The sequence below is a fragment of the Streptomyces lomondensis genome (genome assembly GCF_014651035.1).
Lineage (GTDB): Bacteria > Actinomycetota > Actinomycetes > Streptomycetales > Streptomycetaceae > Streptomyces > Streptomyces lomondensis.
Window position 1 is genome coordinate 375,846 of record NZ_BMWC01000007.1, and the last position, 15,226, is coordinate 391,071.

13 protein-coding genes and 3 pseudogenes are annotated in these 15,226 nt (G+C 73.4%); 8 read left to right on the top strand and 8 right to left on the bottom strand.

The genetic code is table 11. From position 1 onward, the window contains the following. Nucleotides 1–119: 119 nt before the first annotated feature. Nucleotides 120–323, top strand: a complete 204-nt coding sequence (locus IE255_RS24750; RefSeq protein ID WP_010032345.1) for a cold-shock protein — start codon at nt 120–122, stop codon at nt 321–323. A gap of 119 nt (nt 324–442) precedes the next feature. Continuing rightward, nucleotides 443–1,849 (top strand): DEAD/DEAH box helicase, encoded by a 1,407-nt coding sequence (locus IE255_RS24755; RefSeq protein WP_190052547.1) that lies wholly within the window; start codon nt 443–445, stop codon nt 1,847–1,849. 7 nt (nt 1,850–1,856) lie between these two features. Here IE255_RS24755 and IE255_RS40585 read toward each other — a convergent pair whose 3' ends face one another. The 5 genes and pseudogenes from IE255_RS40585 to IE255_RS24770 form a co-directional block, all read right to left on the bottom strand. Then, on the bottom strand, nt 1,857–1,988 hold the full coding sequence (locus IE255_RS40585) for a hypothetical protein (RefSeq protein WP_443732519.1): 132 nt from the start codon (nt 1,986–1,988) through the stop codon (nt 1,857–1,859). Between the two features lie 13 nt (nt 1,989–2,001). Then, nucleotides 2,002–2,638 (bottom strand): annotated as a pseudogene (locus IE255_RS24760) (NHL repeat-containing protein); the annotation flags it as partial. Continuing rightward, nucleotides 2,635–4,388, bottom strand: a pseudogene (locus IE255_RS24765) (flavin-containing monooxygenase). The pseudogenes IE255_RS24760 and IE255_RS24765, both read right to left, overlap by 4 nt. A gap of 92 nt (nt 4,389–4,480) precedes the next feature. Continuing rightward, nucleotides 4,481–4,582 (bottom strand): annotated as a pseudogene (locus IE255_RS39365) (3-ketoacyl-ACP reductase); the annotation flags it as partial. A 43-nt stretch (nt 4,583–4,625) separates the two neighbouring features. After that, nucleotides 4,626–5,855: a glycosyltransferase 87 family protein gene (locus tag IE255_RS24770; protein ID WP_190052548.1), complete on the bottom strand. Its 1,230-nt coding sequence runs from the start codon at nt 5,853–5,855 to the stop codon at nt 4,626–4,628. Nucleotides 5,856–6,024: 169 nt separating this feature from the next. On the opposite strand from IE255_RS24770, the gene IE255_RS24775 reads away from it, so the two are divergent. Together IE255_RS24775 and IE255_RS24780 are read left to right on the top strand one after the other, a co-directional pair. Next, nucleotides 6,025–7,269: a sensor histidine kinase gene (locus tag IE255_RS24775; protein WP_190052549.1), complete on the top strand. Its 1,245-nt coding sequence runs from the start codon at nt 6,025–6,027 to the stop codon at nt 7,267–7,269. Further along, nucleotides 7,266–7,943 (top strand): response regulator, encoded by a 678-nt coding sequence (locus IE255_RS24780; RefSeq protein WP_190052550.1) that lies wholly within the window; start codon nt 7,266–7,268, stop codon nt 7,941–7,943. Before IE255_RS24775 ends, IE255_RS24780 begins: the two co-directional genes overlap by 4 nt. Nucleotides 7,944–8,048: 105 nt before the next feature. On the opposite strand, the gene IE255_RS24785 is transcribed toward IE255_RS24780, so the two are convergent. Then, on the bottom strand, nt 8,049–10,100 hold the full coding sequence (locus IE255_RS24785) for an RICIN domain-containing protein (protein ID WP_190052551.1): 2,052 nt from the start codon (nt 10,098–10,100) through the stop codon (nt 8,049–8,051). A gap of 313 nt (nt 10,101–10,413) precedes the next feature. On the opposite strand from IE255_RS24785, the gene IE255_RS24790 reads away from it, so the two are divergent. Both IE255_RS24790 and IE255_RS24795 read left to right on the top strand, forming a co-directional pair. Then, nucleotides 10,414–11,403: a LacI family DNA-binding transcriptional regulator gene (locus IE255_RS24790; RefSeq protein ID WP_190052552.1), complete on the top strand. Its 990-nt coding sequence runs from the start codon at nt 10,414–10,416 to the stop codon at nt 11,401–11,403. Continuing rightward, nucleotides 11,400–11,849 (top strand): DUF6896 domain-containing protein, encoded by a 450-nt coding sequence (locus IE255_RS24795; RefSeq protein WP_229906567.1) that lies wholly within the window; start codon nt 11,400–11,402, stop codon nt 11,847–11,849. Before IE255_RS24790 ends, IE255_RS24795 begins: the two co-directional genes overlap by 4 nt. Here the strand turns inward: IE255_RS24795 and IE255_RS24800 are convergent. Further along, complete coding sequence (locus tag IE255_RS24800; protein ID WP_190052636.1) at nt 11,840–12,190, bottom strand: YybH family protein; 351 nt, start codon at nt 12,188–12,190, stop codon at nt 11,840–11,842. The two genes, IE255_RS24795 and IE255_RS24800, sit on opposite strands and share 10 nt — an antisense overlap. A gap of 119 nt (nt 12,191–12,309) precedes the next feature. Between IE255_RS24800 and IE255_RS24805 the strand changes: the two genes are divergently transcribed. After that, the gene (locus IE255_RS24805; protein WP_190052553.1) at nt 12,310–13,185 is read left to right on the top strand and encodes a LysR family transcriptional regulator; all 876 of its coding nucleotides are present in this window, start codon (nt 12,310–12,312) and stop codon (nt 13,183–13,185) included. A gap of 66 nt (nt 13,186–13,251) precedes the next feature. Here IE255_RS24805 and IE255_RS24810 read toward each other — a convergent pair whose 3' ends face one another. Continuing rightward, the gene (locus IE255_RS24810) at nt 13,252–13,773 is read right to left on the bottom strand and encodes a hypothetical protein (RefSeq protein ID WP_190052554.1); all 522 of its coding nucleotides are present in this window, start codon (nt 13,771–13,773) and stop codon (nt 13,252–13,254) included. Between the two features lie 97 nt (nt 13,774–13,870). On the opposite strand from IE255_RS24810, the gene IE255_RS24815 reads away from it, so the two are divergent. Then, nucleotides 13,871–15,223, top strand: coding sequence for a BTAD domain-containing putative transcriptional regulator (locus tag IE255_RS24815; RefSeq protein ID WP_190052555.1), 1,353 nt, complete (start codon nt 13,871–13,873; stop codon nt 15,221–15,223). The last annotated feature ends 3 nt before the right edge of the window (nt 15,224–15,226 follow it).

The window sequence follows — 15,226 nt, forward strand, 5'->3', positions numbered from 1 at the left end:
GTCGACGAGCACTCTTTTTTGTTGCCGAGGATTTTCGGATCTCTCCGGTGGGCGATCATTTCGGCGACTACGGATCCGCACGGTGCGGATCCCGGGTACGGCCCCAAAAGGAGATTCACATGGCATCTGGCACCGTGAAGTGGTTCAACGCGGAAAAGGGCTTCGGCTTCATCGAGCAGGAGGGCGGCGGTCCTGACGTGTTCGCCCACTACTCGAACATCGCCACCTCCGGCTTCCGCGAGCTTCAGGAAGGCCAGAAGGTTACCTTCGACGTGACGCAGGGCCAGAAGGGCCCGCAGGCCGAGAACATCGTTCCCGCCTGACGCCGTCGCGTAGGACCCGGTCGGGGCCCGCACCCTTGGGGTGCGGGCCCCGGCTCGTCTGCGCCTTCGTCCCATGTCCCGGCGGCGATGACGAGCCGCACCCACGAGGAAGGCTCCCCATGGACCGCACGGCTCATCGGAACCGTTCTTCCCGCCCGGCCGGCACCGGCCGCGGCGGCCGCGGCCGCACCACCGGCCGCCCTACCGCGCCCGGCGGCGAGTTCGCACCGCCGGCCACCGTCACCCCGGCGCTCCCCGCCGTCGAGTCGTTCGCCGACCTCGGCCTGCCCGGGCCGCTGCTGACCGCGCTGCGCGCCGAGGGCGTGACCGACCCGTTCCCGATCCAGGCGGCGACGCTGCCGAACTCGCTGGCCGGCCGTGACGTCCTGGGCCGCGGGCGCACGGGGTCGGGCAAGACGCTCGCCTTCGGCCTCGCCGTGCTGGCCCGCCTCGACGGGCAGCGGGCCGAGCCCGGGCGGCCCCTGGCGCTCGTCCTGGTCCCCACCCGGGAACTGGCCCAGCAGGTCACCGACGCCCTCACCCCCTTCGCCCGCGCGCTGCGCCTGCGGCTCACCGCGGTGGTCGGCGGGGTGGCGATCGGCCGCCAGGTGAGCGCGCTGCGCGCCGGCGCCGAGGTCGTCGTCGCGACGCCCGGCCGGCTCAAGGACCTGATAGACCGGGGCGACTGCCGTCTGGACCGCGTCTCCGTCACCGTCCTGGACGAGGCCGACCAGATGACCGACATGGGCTTCATGCCCCAGGTCACCGCCCTGCTCGACCAGGTGCGCCCCGACGGGCAGCGCATGCTGTTCTCGGCCACCCTGGACCGCAACGTCGACCGGCTGGTCCGCACGTACCTGCACGACCCCGTGGTCCACTCGGTCGACCCGTCCGCGGGCGCGGTCGCCACGATGGAGCACCACCTGCTGCATGTGGCGGACGACGACAAGCACGCCACCACGACCGAGATCGCCGCCCGCGACGGCCGCGTGATCATGTTCCTGGACACCAAGCACGCCGCCGACCGGCTGGCGAAGAAGCTGCTGGCGGCCGGGGTGCGCGCCTCGGCGCTGCACGGCGGGAAGTCCCAGTCCCAGCGCACCCGGACCCTGGCCCGGTTCAAGGACGGCGAGGTCACGGTCCTGGTGGCGACCAACGTCGCCGCGCGCGGCATCCACGTCGACAACCTCGACCTCGTCGTCAACGTCGATCCGCCCGCCGACCACAAGGACTATCTGCACCGCGGCGGCCGGACCGCCCGGGCCGGCGAGTCCGGCACGGTCGTCACCCTGGTCCTGCCCCACCAGCGCCGCGACATGACCCGGCTGATGGCCGACGCCGGCATCACCCCGCAGGTCACCCGGGTCCGCTCGGGCGGGGCCGACCTCAGCCGCATCACCGGCGCCCAGGCGCCCTCGGGTGTGCCCGTCGTCCTCACCCCGCCGGTCACCGAGAACCGTCCCGCGCGCACGGGGTCCGCCCCGGGCGGCCGGCGGGGCAGGCCGCCCCGGGGCCGCCGCCGCTGAACCACCCTCACGCGTCCGGTGACAGCCGCAGCACCGTGCCCTCCCCGTCGGCCGACAGCAGCAGCGTGCCGTCGGGGGCCGCGGCGAGGCCGGCGAACCGGGCCGACCGGCAGGTCCTCGGCCGCGACGCGGCTCTCACCGGTGGTCAGGGAGACCGACCACAGTCTGCGGTGCCCGGTGTCCACGGTGAAGAGTGCGCCGCCGTGGACGGCGAGGCCCTGCGGGGCGCCGAGTCCGTCCGCGAGGACCACCGGCTCCCCGCCGTCGACCCGGAGTACGGCCCCGAGCCGGTCGTCGCTGACATAGCAGCGCTGGTCGGCGTCGAGGGCCACGTCCACGGGGTGTTCGAGGCCTTCGGCGACGACCAGCGTGCCGTCGGACCTGGCCGCGATGCCAGGGGCCGTCCAGGCCGCGCGGTACGACGGGACGGGTGCGGTCGTCGGGGTGCAGCTCCGTGATGCCGCCGCTGGCGAAGCTGGAGACGAACATGCGGTTCTCCGCGTCGAACGCGGCGTTGTCCAGGCCACCCGCTGATCATGTGCGGGTAGTAGAGGCTGCCGTCCGGGCCCAGCTGCATCGCGGAGACCAGGCCGTACTCCCCCGTGGGCTGCGGCGCCACACCCGGCCGGGCACCAGGTCGGCGATGTATCCGGTGGCCGGGTCCACGGCGCTGATCCGCCCCGCGAGGAACTGGGCGGCGTACAGCCGCCCGTCCGGGCCGAACGCGACGCCGTTGGAACCCTGGAGCGGGTTGGGCGGGTTGAGGCGTTCGCCCCGCCACGGCGTCATGAGCCCAGCACCTCGTCCATGCCGCCCTCCGCACGCCAGCGCCGGATCAGCTCGTAGAAGGCGACCGGGCCGTCCCCGTACGTCTCGCTGCGCGGTCTCGGCATGCCCTCGGCGTTGTAGTAGCCGGGGGTGCACTCGGACTGGAACGCGAACAGGTCGACCGACTTCTCGCGGATGGTGGCCACCCAGGCGTCCTCCGCCTCGGCCGCCGGTTCCACGCACCGCGCCCCGCGCCGGTCCGCCTCGGCGATCACCTCGGCGACATGGGTGGCCTGTTCGTCCAGGACGTGCACGTAGTTCACGGAGCTGGCGCTCTGCACCGAGCCCAGCATGAACAGGCTGGGGAAACCCCGGCTGTAGAAGCCGTGCAGGGTCCTCGGGCCGGTCGTCCGCCAGGCGTCCAGCAGGGCGACGCCGTCCCTGCCGTACGCGGGGAGCTGCCCGGACAGCAGGCCGGAGACGCCGACCTCGAAACCGGTGCCGAAGACGACGCAGTCGACCTCGTACGCCACGCCCCCGACCACCACGGCGCGTTCGGTGACGCGCTCGACGCCCCCGTGGTCGGCCGTGTCGACGAGCGTCACGTTGGGCCGGTTGAAGGTCTCCAGGTACGTGTCGCTGAAGGTGGGCCGCTTGCACATGTAGCGGTACCAGGGCTTGAGCTTCTCGGCCGTCGCCGGGTCCCGGACGATGCGGTCGACCCGGGCCCGCAGCTCGTTCATCTTCTGGAAGTCGGCGATCTCCTCCAGCCGTTCGCGCTCCTCGGGCGTGAGGTCGGCGTAGCTGTCGGTCGGGATGAGCTTCTGCTGGAGGCGGGCGGTGCTGGTCCAGCCGTCGGCCACCAGGTCCTCGTCGGTGCGGGCGCCGGTGACGACCGCGAGGAAGTTGTCCCGGCGGCGCCGCGCCCAGCCGGGCTGCAGCGAGCCGGCCCACTCGGGGTCCGTGGGGCGCTGGCCGCGCACGTCCACGGAGGAGGGCGTGCGCTGGAAGACGTACAGGTGCCGGGCGTCCCGGCCGAGGTGGGGGACGACCTGGATGGCCGTGGCGCCGGTGCCGATGAGGGCCACGCGCTGGTCGGCGAGCTTCGTCAGGCCGCCGTTCGCGTCGCCGCCGGTGTAGTCGTAGTCCCAGCGGCTGGTGTGGAACATGTGGCCCTTGAAGGTCTCGATGCCTTCGATGCCGGGGAGTTTGGGCTGGCTGAGCAGCCGGTCGCGACGACGACGTGGCGGGCGGTCATGCGGTCGCCGCGGTCGGTCGTGACGGCCCACGCGGACTCGTCCTCGTCCCAGCGCAGTTCGGTGGCCTGCGTCCGGAAGCAGGCGTCGCGGTAGAGGTCGAAGTGGCGCGCGATCGCCTGGGCGTGCTCCCTGATCTCCTCGCCCGGCGCGTACTTCCACTTCGGGACGTAGCCGAGCTCCTCCAGCAGCGGCATGTAGACGTACGACTCGATGTCGCAGTGGATGCCCGGGTACCGGTTCCAGTACCAGGTGCCGCCGAAGTCGGCGCCCTTCTCGATGATCCGGATCCCGCGAACGCCCGCCTGGCGCAGCCGGGCACCGGTGAGCAGGCCGCCGAATCCGCCGCCGACCACCACCACGTCCACGTGGTCGGTCAGGGGCTCCCGGGTGAACCCGGGCTCGGCGTGCGGGTCCTCGTCGAAGTGGCCGAACTCGCCGGTGGTGCGCCGGTACTGGCGGTTGCCGTCCGGGCGGATCCGCCGGTCGCGCTCGGCCCGGTACCGCGCGCGCAGGGCGTCCGGGTCGAAGTCGAGCGGGGTGTGGGGGGGTGGACATGGTGTCCTCTTCCTCTCGTGTCTCCGGGGAAGGATGGGGGCTACGGCGGTCAGACGGCGGCCCAGGCGTTGTCCACCGGCAGGATGACGCCGTTGACGCCGCTCGCCGCGTGGGACGCGAGATAGACGAGGGCGGCGGCCGCCCTGGCAGGGCGGGAAGTCGTTGGTGACGACGAGCGTGCGCGGCATGGCCGGTCAGTCCTCCAGCGGGTGGGCGGGGCGTCTGCTCGCCGGCACGAGCCGGAACCAGCCGAGCAGCACCAGCGGGTAGACGACGTATCCGAAGCGGGTGGCGGGGATCAGGCACATGGCGATCCCGAGCCCCAGCGCGAGCCGGTCCGCCGCGGCGACGGTGGTGCGCGGCGGGCGGGTCACGAGCGACACGGCCACCGCGACCGCGCTCAGCGCCAGCGCCGCCACCGCGACGGCGAAACCCCCGGGCACCCGGGTCGCCAGGAGGTGCCCCGGCAGCGGGCTGGCCGCCGGGGATCCGGTGCCGCCCTCGCCGAGCGGGAAGAGCAGCACGTGCTCGGCGAACGCCCCCGGGTCGGCCAGCGCGACCGGCAGCACGGCGAGGACGGCGAGCGCGACGGCCGTGGCACCGGCCCGGGCGGCGGCCCGCCGCCCGGTGGTCGCCGCGAGCAGGGCGAGCGCGACGGGCAGCAGCGGCCAGGCGGTCCACTTCAGCGAGGCGGCGGCGCCGAGCGCGAGCCCCGCGGCGACGGGGCGGCCTCGCCCCGCGAGGGTCAGCGCGAGGCACATCAGGGCGATGACGGGCAGGTCGACCCCGCCCACGGCGAGCGGCAGGGCGACGGCCGGGGCGGCAGCCGGCCAGAGGAGGACCCGGCCGGTACCGCCCCGTGCGGGCCGGGGATTCCGGCCCACCACGGCGGCGAGCGCCATCGCCCCGAGCGACACCGCCGCGAACCACAGCCGGGCATCCGCGAGCGGCACGTCGCCGAGGACGGCCCGGGGCAGCCCGAACAGCGCCATGCCGGGCAAGTAAGGGTTGTAGTCGCGGAGTTCGGACGGGTCCGGGACGTAGGGGGTGCCGGAGTCCAATAGCAACCCGCCGGACCGCTCCACGACCGCGACCTCCAACTGGCGCCCTCCGCGGGCGACCAGGAGCACCAGCGGCACCAGGACCGACCCGGCGGCGGCCACGGCCGCGCTCGCCCGGCCCCAGGGCCGTGCGGCGCGGTGCGCGACGAGGGCGGCGAGGCCGTACCCGGCGGCGGCGCAGGCGCCCCACACCCGGTGCGGGCCGATCGCCGTACGGAGGCAGAGCAGCAGCGCGAACACCGCGCAGGCGGCCCAGCAGACGGTCTCCCGGCGGCGGGCGGCGCGGACCGCCGCCGTACGGACAACCGGTGCCGCCCGTACGGATGCCACGGGCCGCACCGGCGTCTCGGACAGTCCTCGCATCCCGCTCCCCCGGTCGACCGGCCTTCCTTTCCGGCAAGTCTTCGCAAGGGGCGGACGAGAAGCGTCACACCGGATTCCGATCCTGGGCGTCACCCCGTGGTACTCGCCCGGCGCCCGGGTCAACCCGTACGGTGACGCGGGCCGGACGCCCCCGGCCGACAATGTGGGGATGCGTCAGCCGTCGTCCCCGCGCCCCACCGCCTGGCCGCGCTCGCCCCGCTACCCGTACGTCAGCGGCGCCCTGCTGGTCCTCCTGGCCGCCGCCGAGATCCTGCACGCGCGCATCACCTCCGCGACGGTCCTGGCCACGCTCCCTCTCGCGGTCCTCCCGCTCCTCTGGCGCGGACGCGAACCCCGCGTCGGACTCCTGGTGGTGCCCGCCGCGCTGCTCAACTTCCTCTTCCGGCCCGAGCTGCTGATGACGGCCGCGGTGGCCGGGGTCATGGGCCTCTACACGCTCGCCCGCCACCGCGTCCTGCACCCCGTCGTCCTGATCACGGCCGCGGTCACCGGCGCGCTCCTCGTCAACGCGGGCCATGTGGCGATGGGGGTGTACGACCTCGGGGGCCGGGCTCCCGCCGTCGGGGCGGACGGCTCGCTGTCGTACTTCACGGAGTCCTTCGTCCTGGCCGTGGGCGTGGTGGCGACGGTCGGCGTGGCGGACGCCTTCCGCAGCCGGGAGGAGTCCCGGCAGGCGCGCGAGGCCGCCCAGCGGGAGCTGATCGCCATGGAGCGCCGGCACGCGGCGGCGCAGGAACGGGCAGCCATAGCACGGGAGTTGCACGACATCGTGGCGCACTCGGTGTCCGTGATCGCCGTCCGGGCGGAGAGCGCCGCCTACACCACGCCCGACCTGTCCCCGCCCGCCCGCGACGGCTTCCGGCAGATCGCCGCCTCGGCCCGCTCGGCGCTGACCGAACTGCGCCAGTTGCTCAGCGTGCTGCGCGCGGACGAGACCGGTGCCGGGGAGGCGGCACCGGTGCTGCCCCAGCCGACGCTCGACTCCCTGGACGCCCTGCTGGAGGCCCACCGCTCGGGCGGCGGCGAGGTCACGCTGCACACGGCGGGCGCGCGGCCCCCGCTGCTCCCCCCGTCCCTCGAACTGACGGTCTACCGCATCATCCAGGAGGCCCTGACGAACGCCCGCCGCCACGCCAAGGGCGCCGCGGTCGACATCCACCTCGGCTATGCGGACGACGAGGTCCGCATCCGGATCGCCGACGACGGCCCGGGCCCCCAGGGGCCTGCGCGCGACTCCGGAGGGCACGGGTTGAGCGGCATGCGGGAGCGTGCGAACCTGCTCGGCGGACGTCTGACCTGCGGGCCGGCCGGTCCCGGGGGCGGTTTCCTGGTCGAGGCCGTACTCCCGGTGCGGGCGGGCGCGAAGAGCTTCGCGGAGGGTGGGTACGAGTGACGCCGGGGGAACCGATCCGCGCGATCGTGGCCGACGACCAGGCGGTGGTGCGCACCGGCTTCGTGAACCTGCTGTCCACGCAGGACGACATCGACGTGGTCGGCGAGGCGGCGGACGGCGAGCAGGCGGTCGCCCTCGCGCTCACCCACCGCCCCGACATCGCCCTCCTCGACATCCGCATGCCGAAGCTGGACGGCATCCAGGCCGCGCGCACGATCCTGGAGGAGACCGACGGCGCCACGAAGGCGCTGATGCTCACCACCTTCGACCTCGACCAGTACGTCTTCGACGCCCTCGCGGCCGGCGCCGGCGGCTTCCTCCTGAAGGACGCGACCTTCCCGGAACTCCTGCACGCGGTACGGGTGGTGGCCGCCGGCGACGCCATGCTGGCCCCCGGCATCACCCGCCGCCTCATCGCCGAGTTCACCGCCCGCCGCCCGGCCACCGCCCCCAAGCCTCTCCTCGACCGCCTCACCGCCCGCGAGAGAGAGGTCCTCCTCCTGATCGCCCAGGGCCTGTCCAACGCGGACATCGCCGCCCGCCTCACCATCACCGACCACACGGTCAAGACCCACATCAACCGCCTGTTCACCAAGCTGGAGCTGCGCGACCGGGCCCAGGCGGTGATCGTGGCGTACGAGGCGGGGCTGGTGACGCCGGGGGAGGGCGGGTGAGCCGCCGCGCGTCGTCACCGACACGCAGGACGCCCCCGGCCCGGCCACCGTCGTTCGGCGATGGCAGGCGGGGGCGTCGCGGCAGCTGCTACGCGGCGTGACGTGCTAGCCGCCCGTCACCTCCGTCACCTTCCAGCGCTGGTTCGCCCCGGAGTTGGGCAGCCACAGGCCGACGGACGCGCCCTCGTTCGTGGACTGGCCGGAGACGTCCGGGAGTTGACCGGTCGCGGCGTTCACGAGGGTCCAGGTGCCGTCGCCGGTCGTCGACATGATCCACTCGGTGGCCTTGTCGCGGCGGCCCTCGTCGGGCTCCGCCACCAGGGCGCCGTCGCGGACGGCCAGCCGCTTGTCCGAGGCCGTCTCGGTGAGGACGTACCGCTTGCGGTTGTCGGTGCCGCGGATCTGCTCCACCTTCCACTGCTGTCCGGCCGTCTCGGCGGAAGCGCTGCGGATGACCAGGCCCGTGCCGTTGTCCGCGAGCGTGAGGTCCTTGCCGCTCTGGACGCCGGTCAGGCGGTAGGTGTGGCCCTTGCGCAGCTCGGCCGCGTCCTCGGCGACACCGGAGACACCCTTGACGAGGAAGGAGGTCACCGACTGGGCGGGCACGGTGAGCGTGGCCTGCTTGCCCGTGACCGGGACGGCCTTCTGCTTCTCCAGCTTGCCGTCGGCGCTGGTCACCACCGGGGTGACCGTGGCACGGGAGGAGACCCGGCCGAACTTCGACAGGTCGAGCGTGACGTCGCGCGCCTCGGTGGCGCTGTTGACGTGGACGACGGTCGCCGCGTCGCCCTTGCGGGAGATCGCCGCGGTGCTGGACGGGTCGTCCGTCTTGATCAGCCGGTCGCCGGGCTTGATGAAGTGCGTGAAGTTACGGGCCGTGTCGAACTTGGTGTTCGTATAGATCGGGCAGGTCTCGAGGGTGTCCTCGGACGTGCAGCTGAACGGGAGCTGGATCGAGCCCCAGTTGCCGCCCTTCGCCGACTCGCCGCCCGGCTTCATGTTGTCGTAGTCCTCGACCGGCTGCCAGAACACCCAGGCGCGGGGCTCCAGTTCGCGCAGGTCGTCGACGATGCGCTGGGCCAGGCCCAGACCCGGCCGCATGTCCGTGAAGCTCTGGCCGTCGCCCCAGTCGCCCTCGACCTCGCTCATCCACAGCGGCTTGTCGGCGGCCTTGGCCAGGTCGCGGACGGTGGTGCGCTGGCCGGTGCCGTACGTGTGGACGTTCATCTGGTCGACGAGGTCGCGCACGTCCTGGGGGTAGGAGTTCCAGTTGGTGGCGAAGATGCCGGGGTTGGTCTCGTCCATCGCGGATATCTCCGCGCCGCTCCTGGACTTCTCCAGGACCGGGGCGAGCGCGCGGAGCACCTTCTGCTGGAGCTCGGGGCCCATGTGGGCGCCCTCCTGGCGACCGCCGGTCGGCTCGCCGTCCGGGCCGAGCTTGGTGCCCCAGTAGGGGGTGTTCGGCTCGTTGAACGGGTCGAGCGTGTCGACCTTGATGCCGTGCGCCTTCTCCAGCCGCTCCGTCGCGCCCACCAGGTACTTGGCGAAGTCCTCGACGGACTCCGGCTTCAGCTGGTCCTTGCTGGAGTCGAAACCGCCGGAGACGTAGCCGCTCTCGGTCATGAACCAGGGCGGGGAGTTGCTGAAGGTCTCCCAGTGGGTGATGTCCTTCTTGATGCGGTCGACCCACCAGCGCTGCGTCTTGTCGGCGTTCCTGTTCCAGTCGGCCGGGTCCTCGGCGTCCCACCAGTCGACGTCCTCGCGGGTGGTGCCCGCCGGGGCCTTCCACCAGCCCTCGACCGCGCCGCCCGCCCGCAGGTAGTCCTTGACGTCCGGGGCGTTGCCGCCGCCGATGTTGTAGCGGGCGATGTTCAGCGCGAGGCCCTCGTCGCCGAAGAGGAGCTTGTAGAGCTTCTCGCGGATCGCGGGCGGGTAGTCGCCGGTGGCGTTGGCGAACCAGACCAGGCTCGTGCCCCAGCCCTCGAACTTCTCCTGCTGGTAGGAGGGGTCCGGCCGGACGGTGACCCCGGCGGCGGCCTGCGCGGTCGTCTCGGCGTGCGCGGCCGGCAGGGTCGTGGTGGCCAGGATGGTTCCGGTCGCCAGGGCGGTGACGCCGATGGCCCCGAGGAGCCTTCTCTTACGGGTGCGGTGTGCCATTCGAGTACTCCAGCTCTTCTGCGTGCCGCGCGTCCCGGCGGGACGCAGAGATCGGGGTCTACGTGGTGCGACTGGTGCGGGTTTGGCGCCTTCTCGTACGATTTCGACTAGGCAATGTTTACGTAAACATCCACTGGCGGGATGTCTACACTGTCCGAATCTCAGGGGTCAAGGAGTCGTTCCGGACCGAAATTCGCGCCAGTCGGGCGGCGAGGGGAGTGGGGGGCAGGTGGGCACAGTGGACGGCGAGAGCGTCTCGGGAGGCACGAGCCGTACGAGAAGGCGTGCGGCCCGTCCCCGCCAGGGCGCGTCCATGGCGGACGTCGCCCAGCTCGCGGGCGTCTCCTCCCAGACGGTCTCCCGGGTCTCCAACGGCTTCCCGGGCGTCACCGAGGACACCCGCCGACAGGTCCTGGCCGCGATGCGGGAGCTGGGCTACCGGCCCAACAGCGCGGCACGGGCGCTGCGCCGCGGCGAGTTCCGCACCCTCGGCGTGATCACCTTCTCCCTCTCCACCATGGGCAACATCCGCACCCTGGAGGCCATCGCCACCTCCGCCGCCCAGCACGGCTACGCCGTCACGCTGCTGCCCGTGGCCGTCCCCACCCAGGACGAGGTGAACGGCGCCTTCTCCCGCCTGGGCGAACTCGCCGTGGACGCCGTCATCGTCATCATGGAGATCCACCTGCTGGACGCGGCGACGGTCTCGCTGCCGCCCGGTGTGCAGGTCGTCGTGGCCGACTCCGACGCCGGCGACCGCTACACCGTCGTCGACACCGACCAGGCGGGCGGCGCCCGGGACGCCGTACGGCACCTCCTGGACCTCGGCCACGACACGGTGTGGCACCTGGCGGGCCCGGAGGGCTCCTTCGCCGCCCAGCGCCGCGCCAACGCCTGGCACGCGACACTCACCGGATCGGGCCGGACCCCGCCGCCCCTGGTCCGCGGCGACTGGTCGGCCGAGTCCGGCTACCGGGCCGGCCTCCGCCTGGCCGACGAGCCGGACTGCACGGCGGTGTTCGCGGCCAACGACCAGATGGCCCTGGGCCTGCTGCGGGCCCTGCACGAACGGGGCCGCCGCGTCCCCGAGGACGTCAGCGTCGTCGGCTTCGACGACATCCCCGAGTCCGCGTCCTTCCTCCCGCCCCTCACCACGATCCACCAGGACTTCGCCGAGGTGGGACGGCTGTGCGTGGAGGGGGTGCTGAGCAAGATGCGGCAGGACGGGGAGGAGCACGGGACGACGCTGGTGCCCACGCGACTGGTGCGGCGGGCGAGTACGGCGCGGCGGCGGGCGCGTTGAGGGACTCCGGTGGCGCGGACGCGCCGACGCACGACATCCCGGCGGCGCGGGACGTCGTGCTCGGATTCATCGCCGCTCTCGGCGCTGCCGGTGCCGCGGTCCGGGAGTCCGTGCCCTCGCTGGAGAGGCTCGCGGACCTGCTCGTGCTGGTCCGCTCAGGCGAGATCAGCCGCAAAGGCCGGGCCGGTGGATATGCGTACGCGGTGCACGGGCTGGGATGCCGGCTGACAAGCCCGGACGGAATCGACATCGACGTGGACTTCACCGCCGACGGGACGGAAGTCTTCGACGTCTGGCGCCTTCGCTGCCATGCCCGGAGCCTGCCCACGCCCGCCGATCCGTCGGCGGAGTCCCTGCGATCGGCGGCGGAGGAACTGACGGACCTGCTGACCGAGGTGAGGCCGGGCTGGTTCGCCGTGTCCGGGCCATCTGCGGGTCACGTCTGAAGCGGAGGCCGGACGAACTCCGGCTGATCCAGCACCCGCAACCAGCTCCCGTCCGCCTGGCGCCGTACCACCTGCGCCCGCGCCCCGGCCCCGTCCCTCGGCGGCGTCGACGTCAGGGCGATGTCGCCGCTGACCAGTGTCGGCAGGGACGGTTCCGGTTCGAAGCGGGGGCGGTCGGCCAGGACCTTCTCCCACAGCGCGCGGATCGCCTCCCGGCCCACCGTCCGCTCGCCGGGCGGATAGGCCAGCACCGCGTCCTCCTCGTAGAGCGCGGCGACGCCGGCCGCGTCACCGGCGTTGGAGCGTTCGACGAACAGGCGGGTGAGGTCTTCGGGGCGCATGGCCTTCTCGTACACGGGCTTCTCCTGAGGACGGACGGGCCGCTTGGGTGCTTCCAGCCTGGTCGGGCTTCTGTCAGAAGTCCAACAGATGGTTCTGCTGGTAGCTAGAATTGCCAGTCATGGACCTGAGGCAGCTGGAGTACTTCGTCGCGGTCGCCGAGGAGCGGAACTTCACGCGGGCCGCCGAGCGGGTGCACATCAGCCAGTCCGGTGTCAGCGCCCAGATCCGCCGGCTGGAACGGGAGCTGGGCGCCGAGCTGTTCGACCGGTCGGCGCGTACCGCCACCCTCACCGCCGCGGGACGGGCGGCGCTGGACCACGCCCGCGCGGCGCTCGCCGCGGCCGGGGCGGTCGGGCAGGCGGTGGGTGAGGTGACCGACCTGATCCGGGGGCAGTTGGTGGTCGGCATGGTCATCGGCTGCACGCTCACGCCGCTGTTCGAGGCGCTCTCCGCGTTCCACCGGGCGCATCCAGGGGTGGAGATCTCCCTGCTGGAGGACAACTCCGACCGGCTCGTCGAGGCGGTGCGCGCCGGGGCCGTCGACCTGGCCCTCGTCGGGACCGCCGGCGCCCCGGAGGGTCTTGAGGCGCTGACGATCATCAGTGAGCGGCTCGTCGTGGCGGTTCCGGCCGGGCACCCCCTGGCGGAGCAACGCCGGGTCCTGCTGGGCGACTTGGCCGACCGTCCCCTCGTGTGCATGCCCCCGGGCACCGGCCTGCGCACGGTCTTCGACCGCGCCTGCGCCGCGCAGGGCGTCCGGCCCGCGATCGCCCTCCAGGCCAGCGCCGCGGACGCGATCGCGGACCTGGCGGCCCGCGGGCTCGGCGTCGCCGTACTGAGCGAATCAATGGCGGCGGGCCATCGCGACCGCCTCGTCGCCCGCGCGATCGACGACGTCACGACACCGGCCCTGCTCGCCCTGGTCTGGCGGAGCTCGCACGGCCCCGCGGTGCGGGAGCTGCTCGCGCACTGCCGACGGGCCTTCGCCGCCTGACGGCCGCATCAGGCCACGACAGGCCACGTCAGGCCACGTCAGGCCACGTCAGGCCGCTGCCGTCCGCTACCGCGTCGCTGCCGGGTCGACGCGGTCGCACAGGTCGTCCGTCGTCCCGTGGAGCAGGCGGACCTCCTTGTAGCCGGTGGGGCTGATGTGCATCGTGAAGACTCCGTCGACGAGGTACAGACCGCGCGGCAGACTCCCCTGGCCCGGGCCGACACCGACGAGCACCGGCCCGCGCACGGCCCAGGTCTGTGAGCCGTCCCGCCCGTACTCGACGACGGCCGAGCCGCTCGCGTCGGCGTCGTAGGACGCGCCGGACTCGGTGTTCGTGACGCGGACGACGAGATCTCCCTTGTAGGCGACGCGCCGGGCGGAACCGTCGGCGTGGGTGCTCAGCACGCGCCGGACCACCTCGTCGACGACCGGCTCACCGTGGACGGGGAAGCCGCATCGCGCGCCGGCGCCGACGTCCCAGGGCGCGGAGGGGGCCGGTTCCCAGCCTCCCGCGGTCGCGGCGGACGCGGGCTGGGTCCCGAAGAGCACGGCGGCAAGTGCCAGCGGGGCGAGGGCGGTTCGTCGCATGGTTCTCCTTGAACGGGCGGACGGGTGGGACGCCAGCCTTTCCCCGCCCTCTGACCAAAGCCTCACCACCGGCGCCCCGTTAGGCTGCCGGGCCATCATGGAGTTCCAACTGCTCGGTCCGTTCACCGCCCGTCACGAGGGGCGGCAGGTGCCGCTGGGCAGCCGCCGCCAGGAGCGGTGCCTGCTCGGGGTCCTGCTGCTGCACGCGGGCCGTGCCGTCACCACCGAGCGCCTCATCGACCTGCTGTGGGACGGCGAGCCGCCCGCCTCCGCCCGCGCCACCGTGCACACCTACGTCGGCCGGCTCCGCGCCGCCCTCCGGCCGTACGAGGTGTCCGTCGAGACCCGGCACGACGGTTACGCCGTGGAACGGGGCCCGCATCGGATCGACGCGCAGGAGTTCACCGAACTCGTCGGGCGGGCCGCCGAGGCGGGTGACCCGGTGGAGCGGATCGGCCACTACGACCGGGCCCTCGCGCTGTGGCGCGGTCCGCTGCTCACGGACGTCGCCGACGACCGGTTGCGCACGCGCCTGGGCAGCGGGCTCGTCGAACTGCGGCTGTCCGCGGGGGAACGGCGGGCGGAAGCCCAGCTCACGGCGGGCCTGCACGACCGTGTCGTCGCCGAGCTGACGCCGCTGTTGGACGAGCACCCCACGCGTGAGCGCCTGGTCGCCGCCCGGATGACCGCCCTGTACCGCGCGGGCCGCCGCGCCGAGGCGCTCCAGTCGTACGACCGCACCCGCGCCCTCATGGCCGAGCAACTCGGCGTCGAGCCCGGGCGCGACCTGCGCACCCTGCACGAGCGCATGCTGCGTGGCGACCCCCGGCTGGACCGGCCGCCCGGGCCCGTCTACGCGGTACGGGTCGACGACCAGTGGCTGCCGTGGAGTACGGGCGGACACCCGGCGCTGGAGTTCTGCAACACCTACGCGGGGTGGGGCGGGGAGCGGCTGCCCGGGTCGGACTGGTTGCGGGGTTACGCCACGCTCGCCGTCTGGGCCGGGCATCTGGACCTGATCGAGGAGCGGCAGGTCGCCCGGCTGCGCGAGCGGGCCCGGCGGCAGCCGGAGGAGGCCGCCGCCGCGCTCGACGAGGCCCGGCGCTTCCGTACGGACCTGTACGCCTGCCTGACCGATCCGCAGGACGGCCGGGCGTTCAAGGCGGTGGCCGGGGTGGTGGAGGAGGCCGCGCGGCTCTCGGTCTTCACCCGGGGCGAGGACGGACTCGGGCGCTGGCAGCCGTCGCCCGCCGCCGGGCTGCGCCTGCCCCTGTGCGCGGTGGCCCGCACGGCGGGTGAACTGCTCGCCGACCCCCGCCGCTTCACCCTCCGCAGCTGCCCGAGCCCCGACTGCGGCTGGCTGTTCCTCGACGAGCGGGGGCGGCGCAGGTGGTGCAGCCTGGCGACGTGCGGTACGCGACGGAACTCCGGTCGTGGGCCCGGCACTTGACCC

Excerpts from the sequence above, each read along its gene's own strand:
- IE255_RS24750 (WP_010032345.1), top strand. The coding sequence starts at position 120 with ATGGCATCTGGCACCGTGAAGTGGTTCAACGCGGAAAAGGGCTTCGGC.
- IE255_RS24755 (WP_190052547.1), top strand. The coding sequence starts at position 443 with ATGGACCGCACGGCTCATCGGAACCGTTCTTCCCGCCCGGCCGGCACC.
- IE255_RS24770 (WP_190052548.1), bottom strand. The coding sequence starts at position 5,855 with ATGCGAGGACTGTCCGAGACGCCGGTGCGGCCCGTGGCATCCGTACGG.
- IE255_RS24775 (WP_190052549.1), top strand. The coding sequence starts at position 6,025 with ATGCGTCAGCCGTCGTCCCCGCGCCCCACCGCCTGGCCGCGCTCGCCC.
- IE255_RS24785 (WP_190052551.1), bottom strand. The coding sequence starts at position 10,100 with ATGGCACACCGCACCCGTAAGAGAAGGCTCCTCGGGGCCATCGGCGTC.
- IE255_RS24790 (WP_190052552.1), top strand. The coding sequence starts at position 10,414 with ATGGCGGACGTCGCCCAGCTCGCGGGCGTCTCCTCCCAGACGGTCTCC.
- IE255_RS24800 (WP_190052636.1), bottom strand. The coding sequence starts at position 12,190 with ATGCGCCCCGAAGACCTCACCCGCCTGTTCGTCGAACGCTCCAACGCC.
- IE255_RS24805 (WP_190052553.1), top strand. The coding sequence starts at position 12,310 with ATGGACCTGAGGCAGCTGGAGTACTTCGTCGCGGTCGCCGAGGAGCGG.
- IE255_RS24810 (WP_190052554.1), bottom strand. The coding sequence starts at position 13,773 with ATGCGACGAACCGCCCTCGCCCCGCTGGCACTTGCCGCCGTGCTCTTC.
- IE255_RS24815 (WP_190052555.1), top strand. The coding sequence starts at position 13,871 with ATGGAGTTCCAACTGCTCGGTCCGTTCACCGCCCGTCACGAGGGGCGG.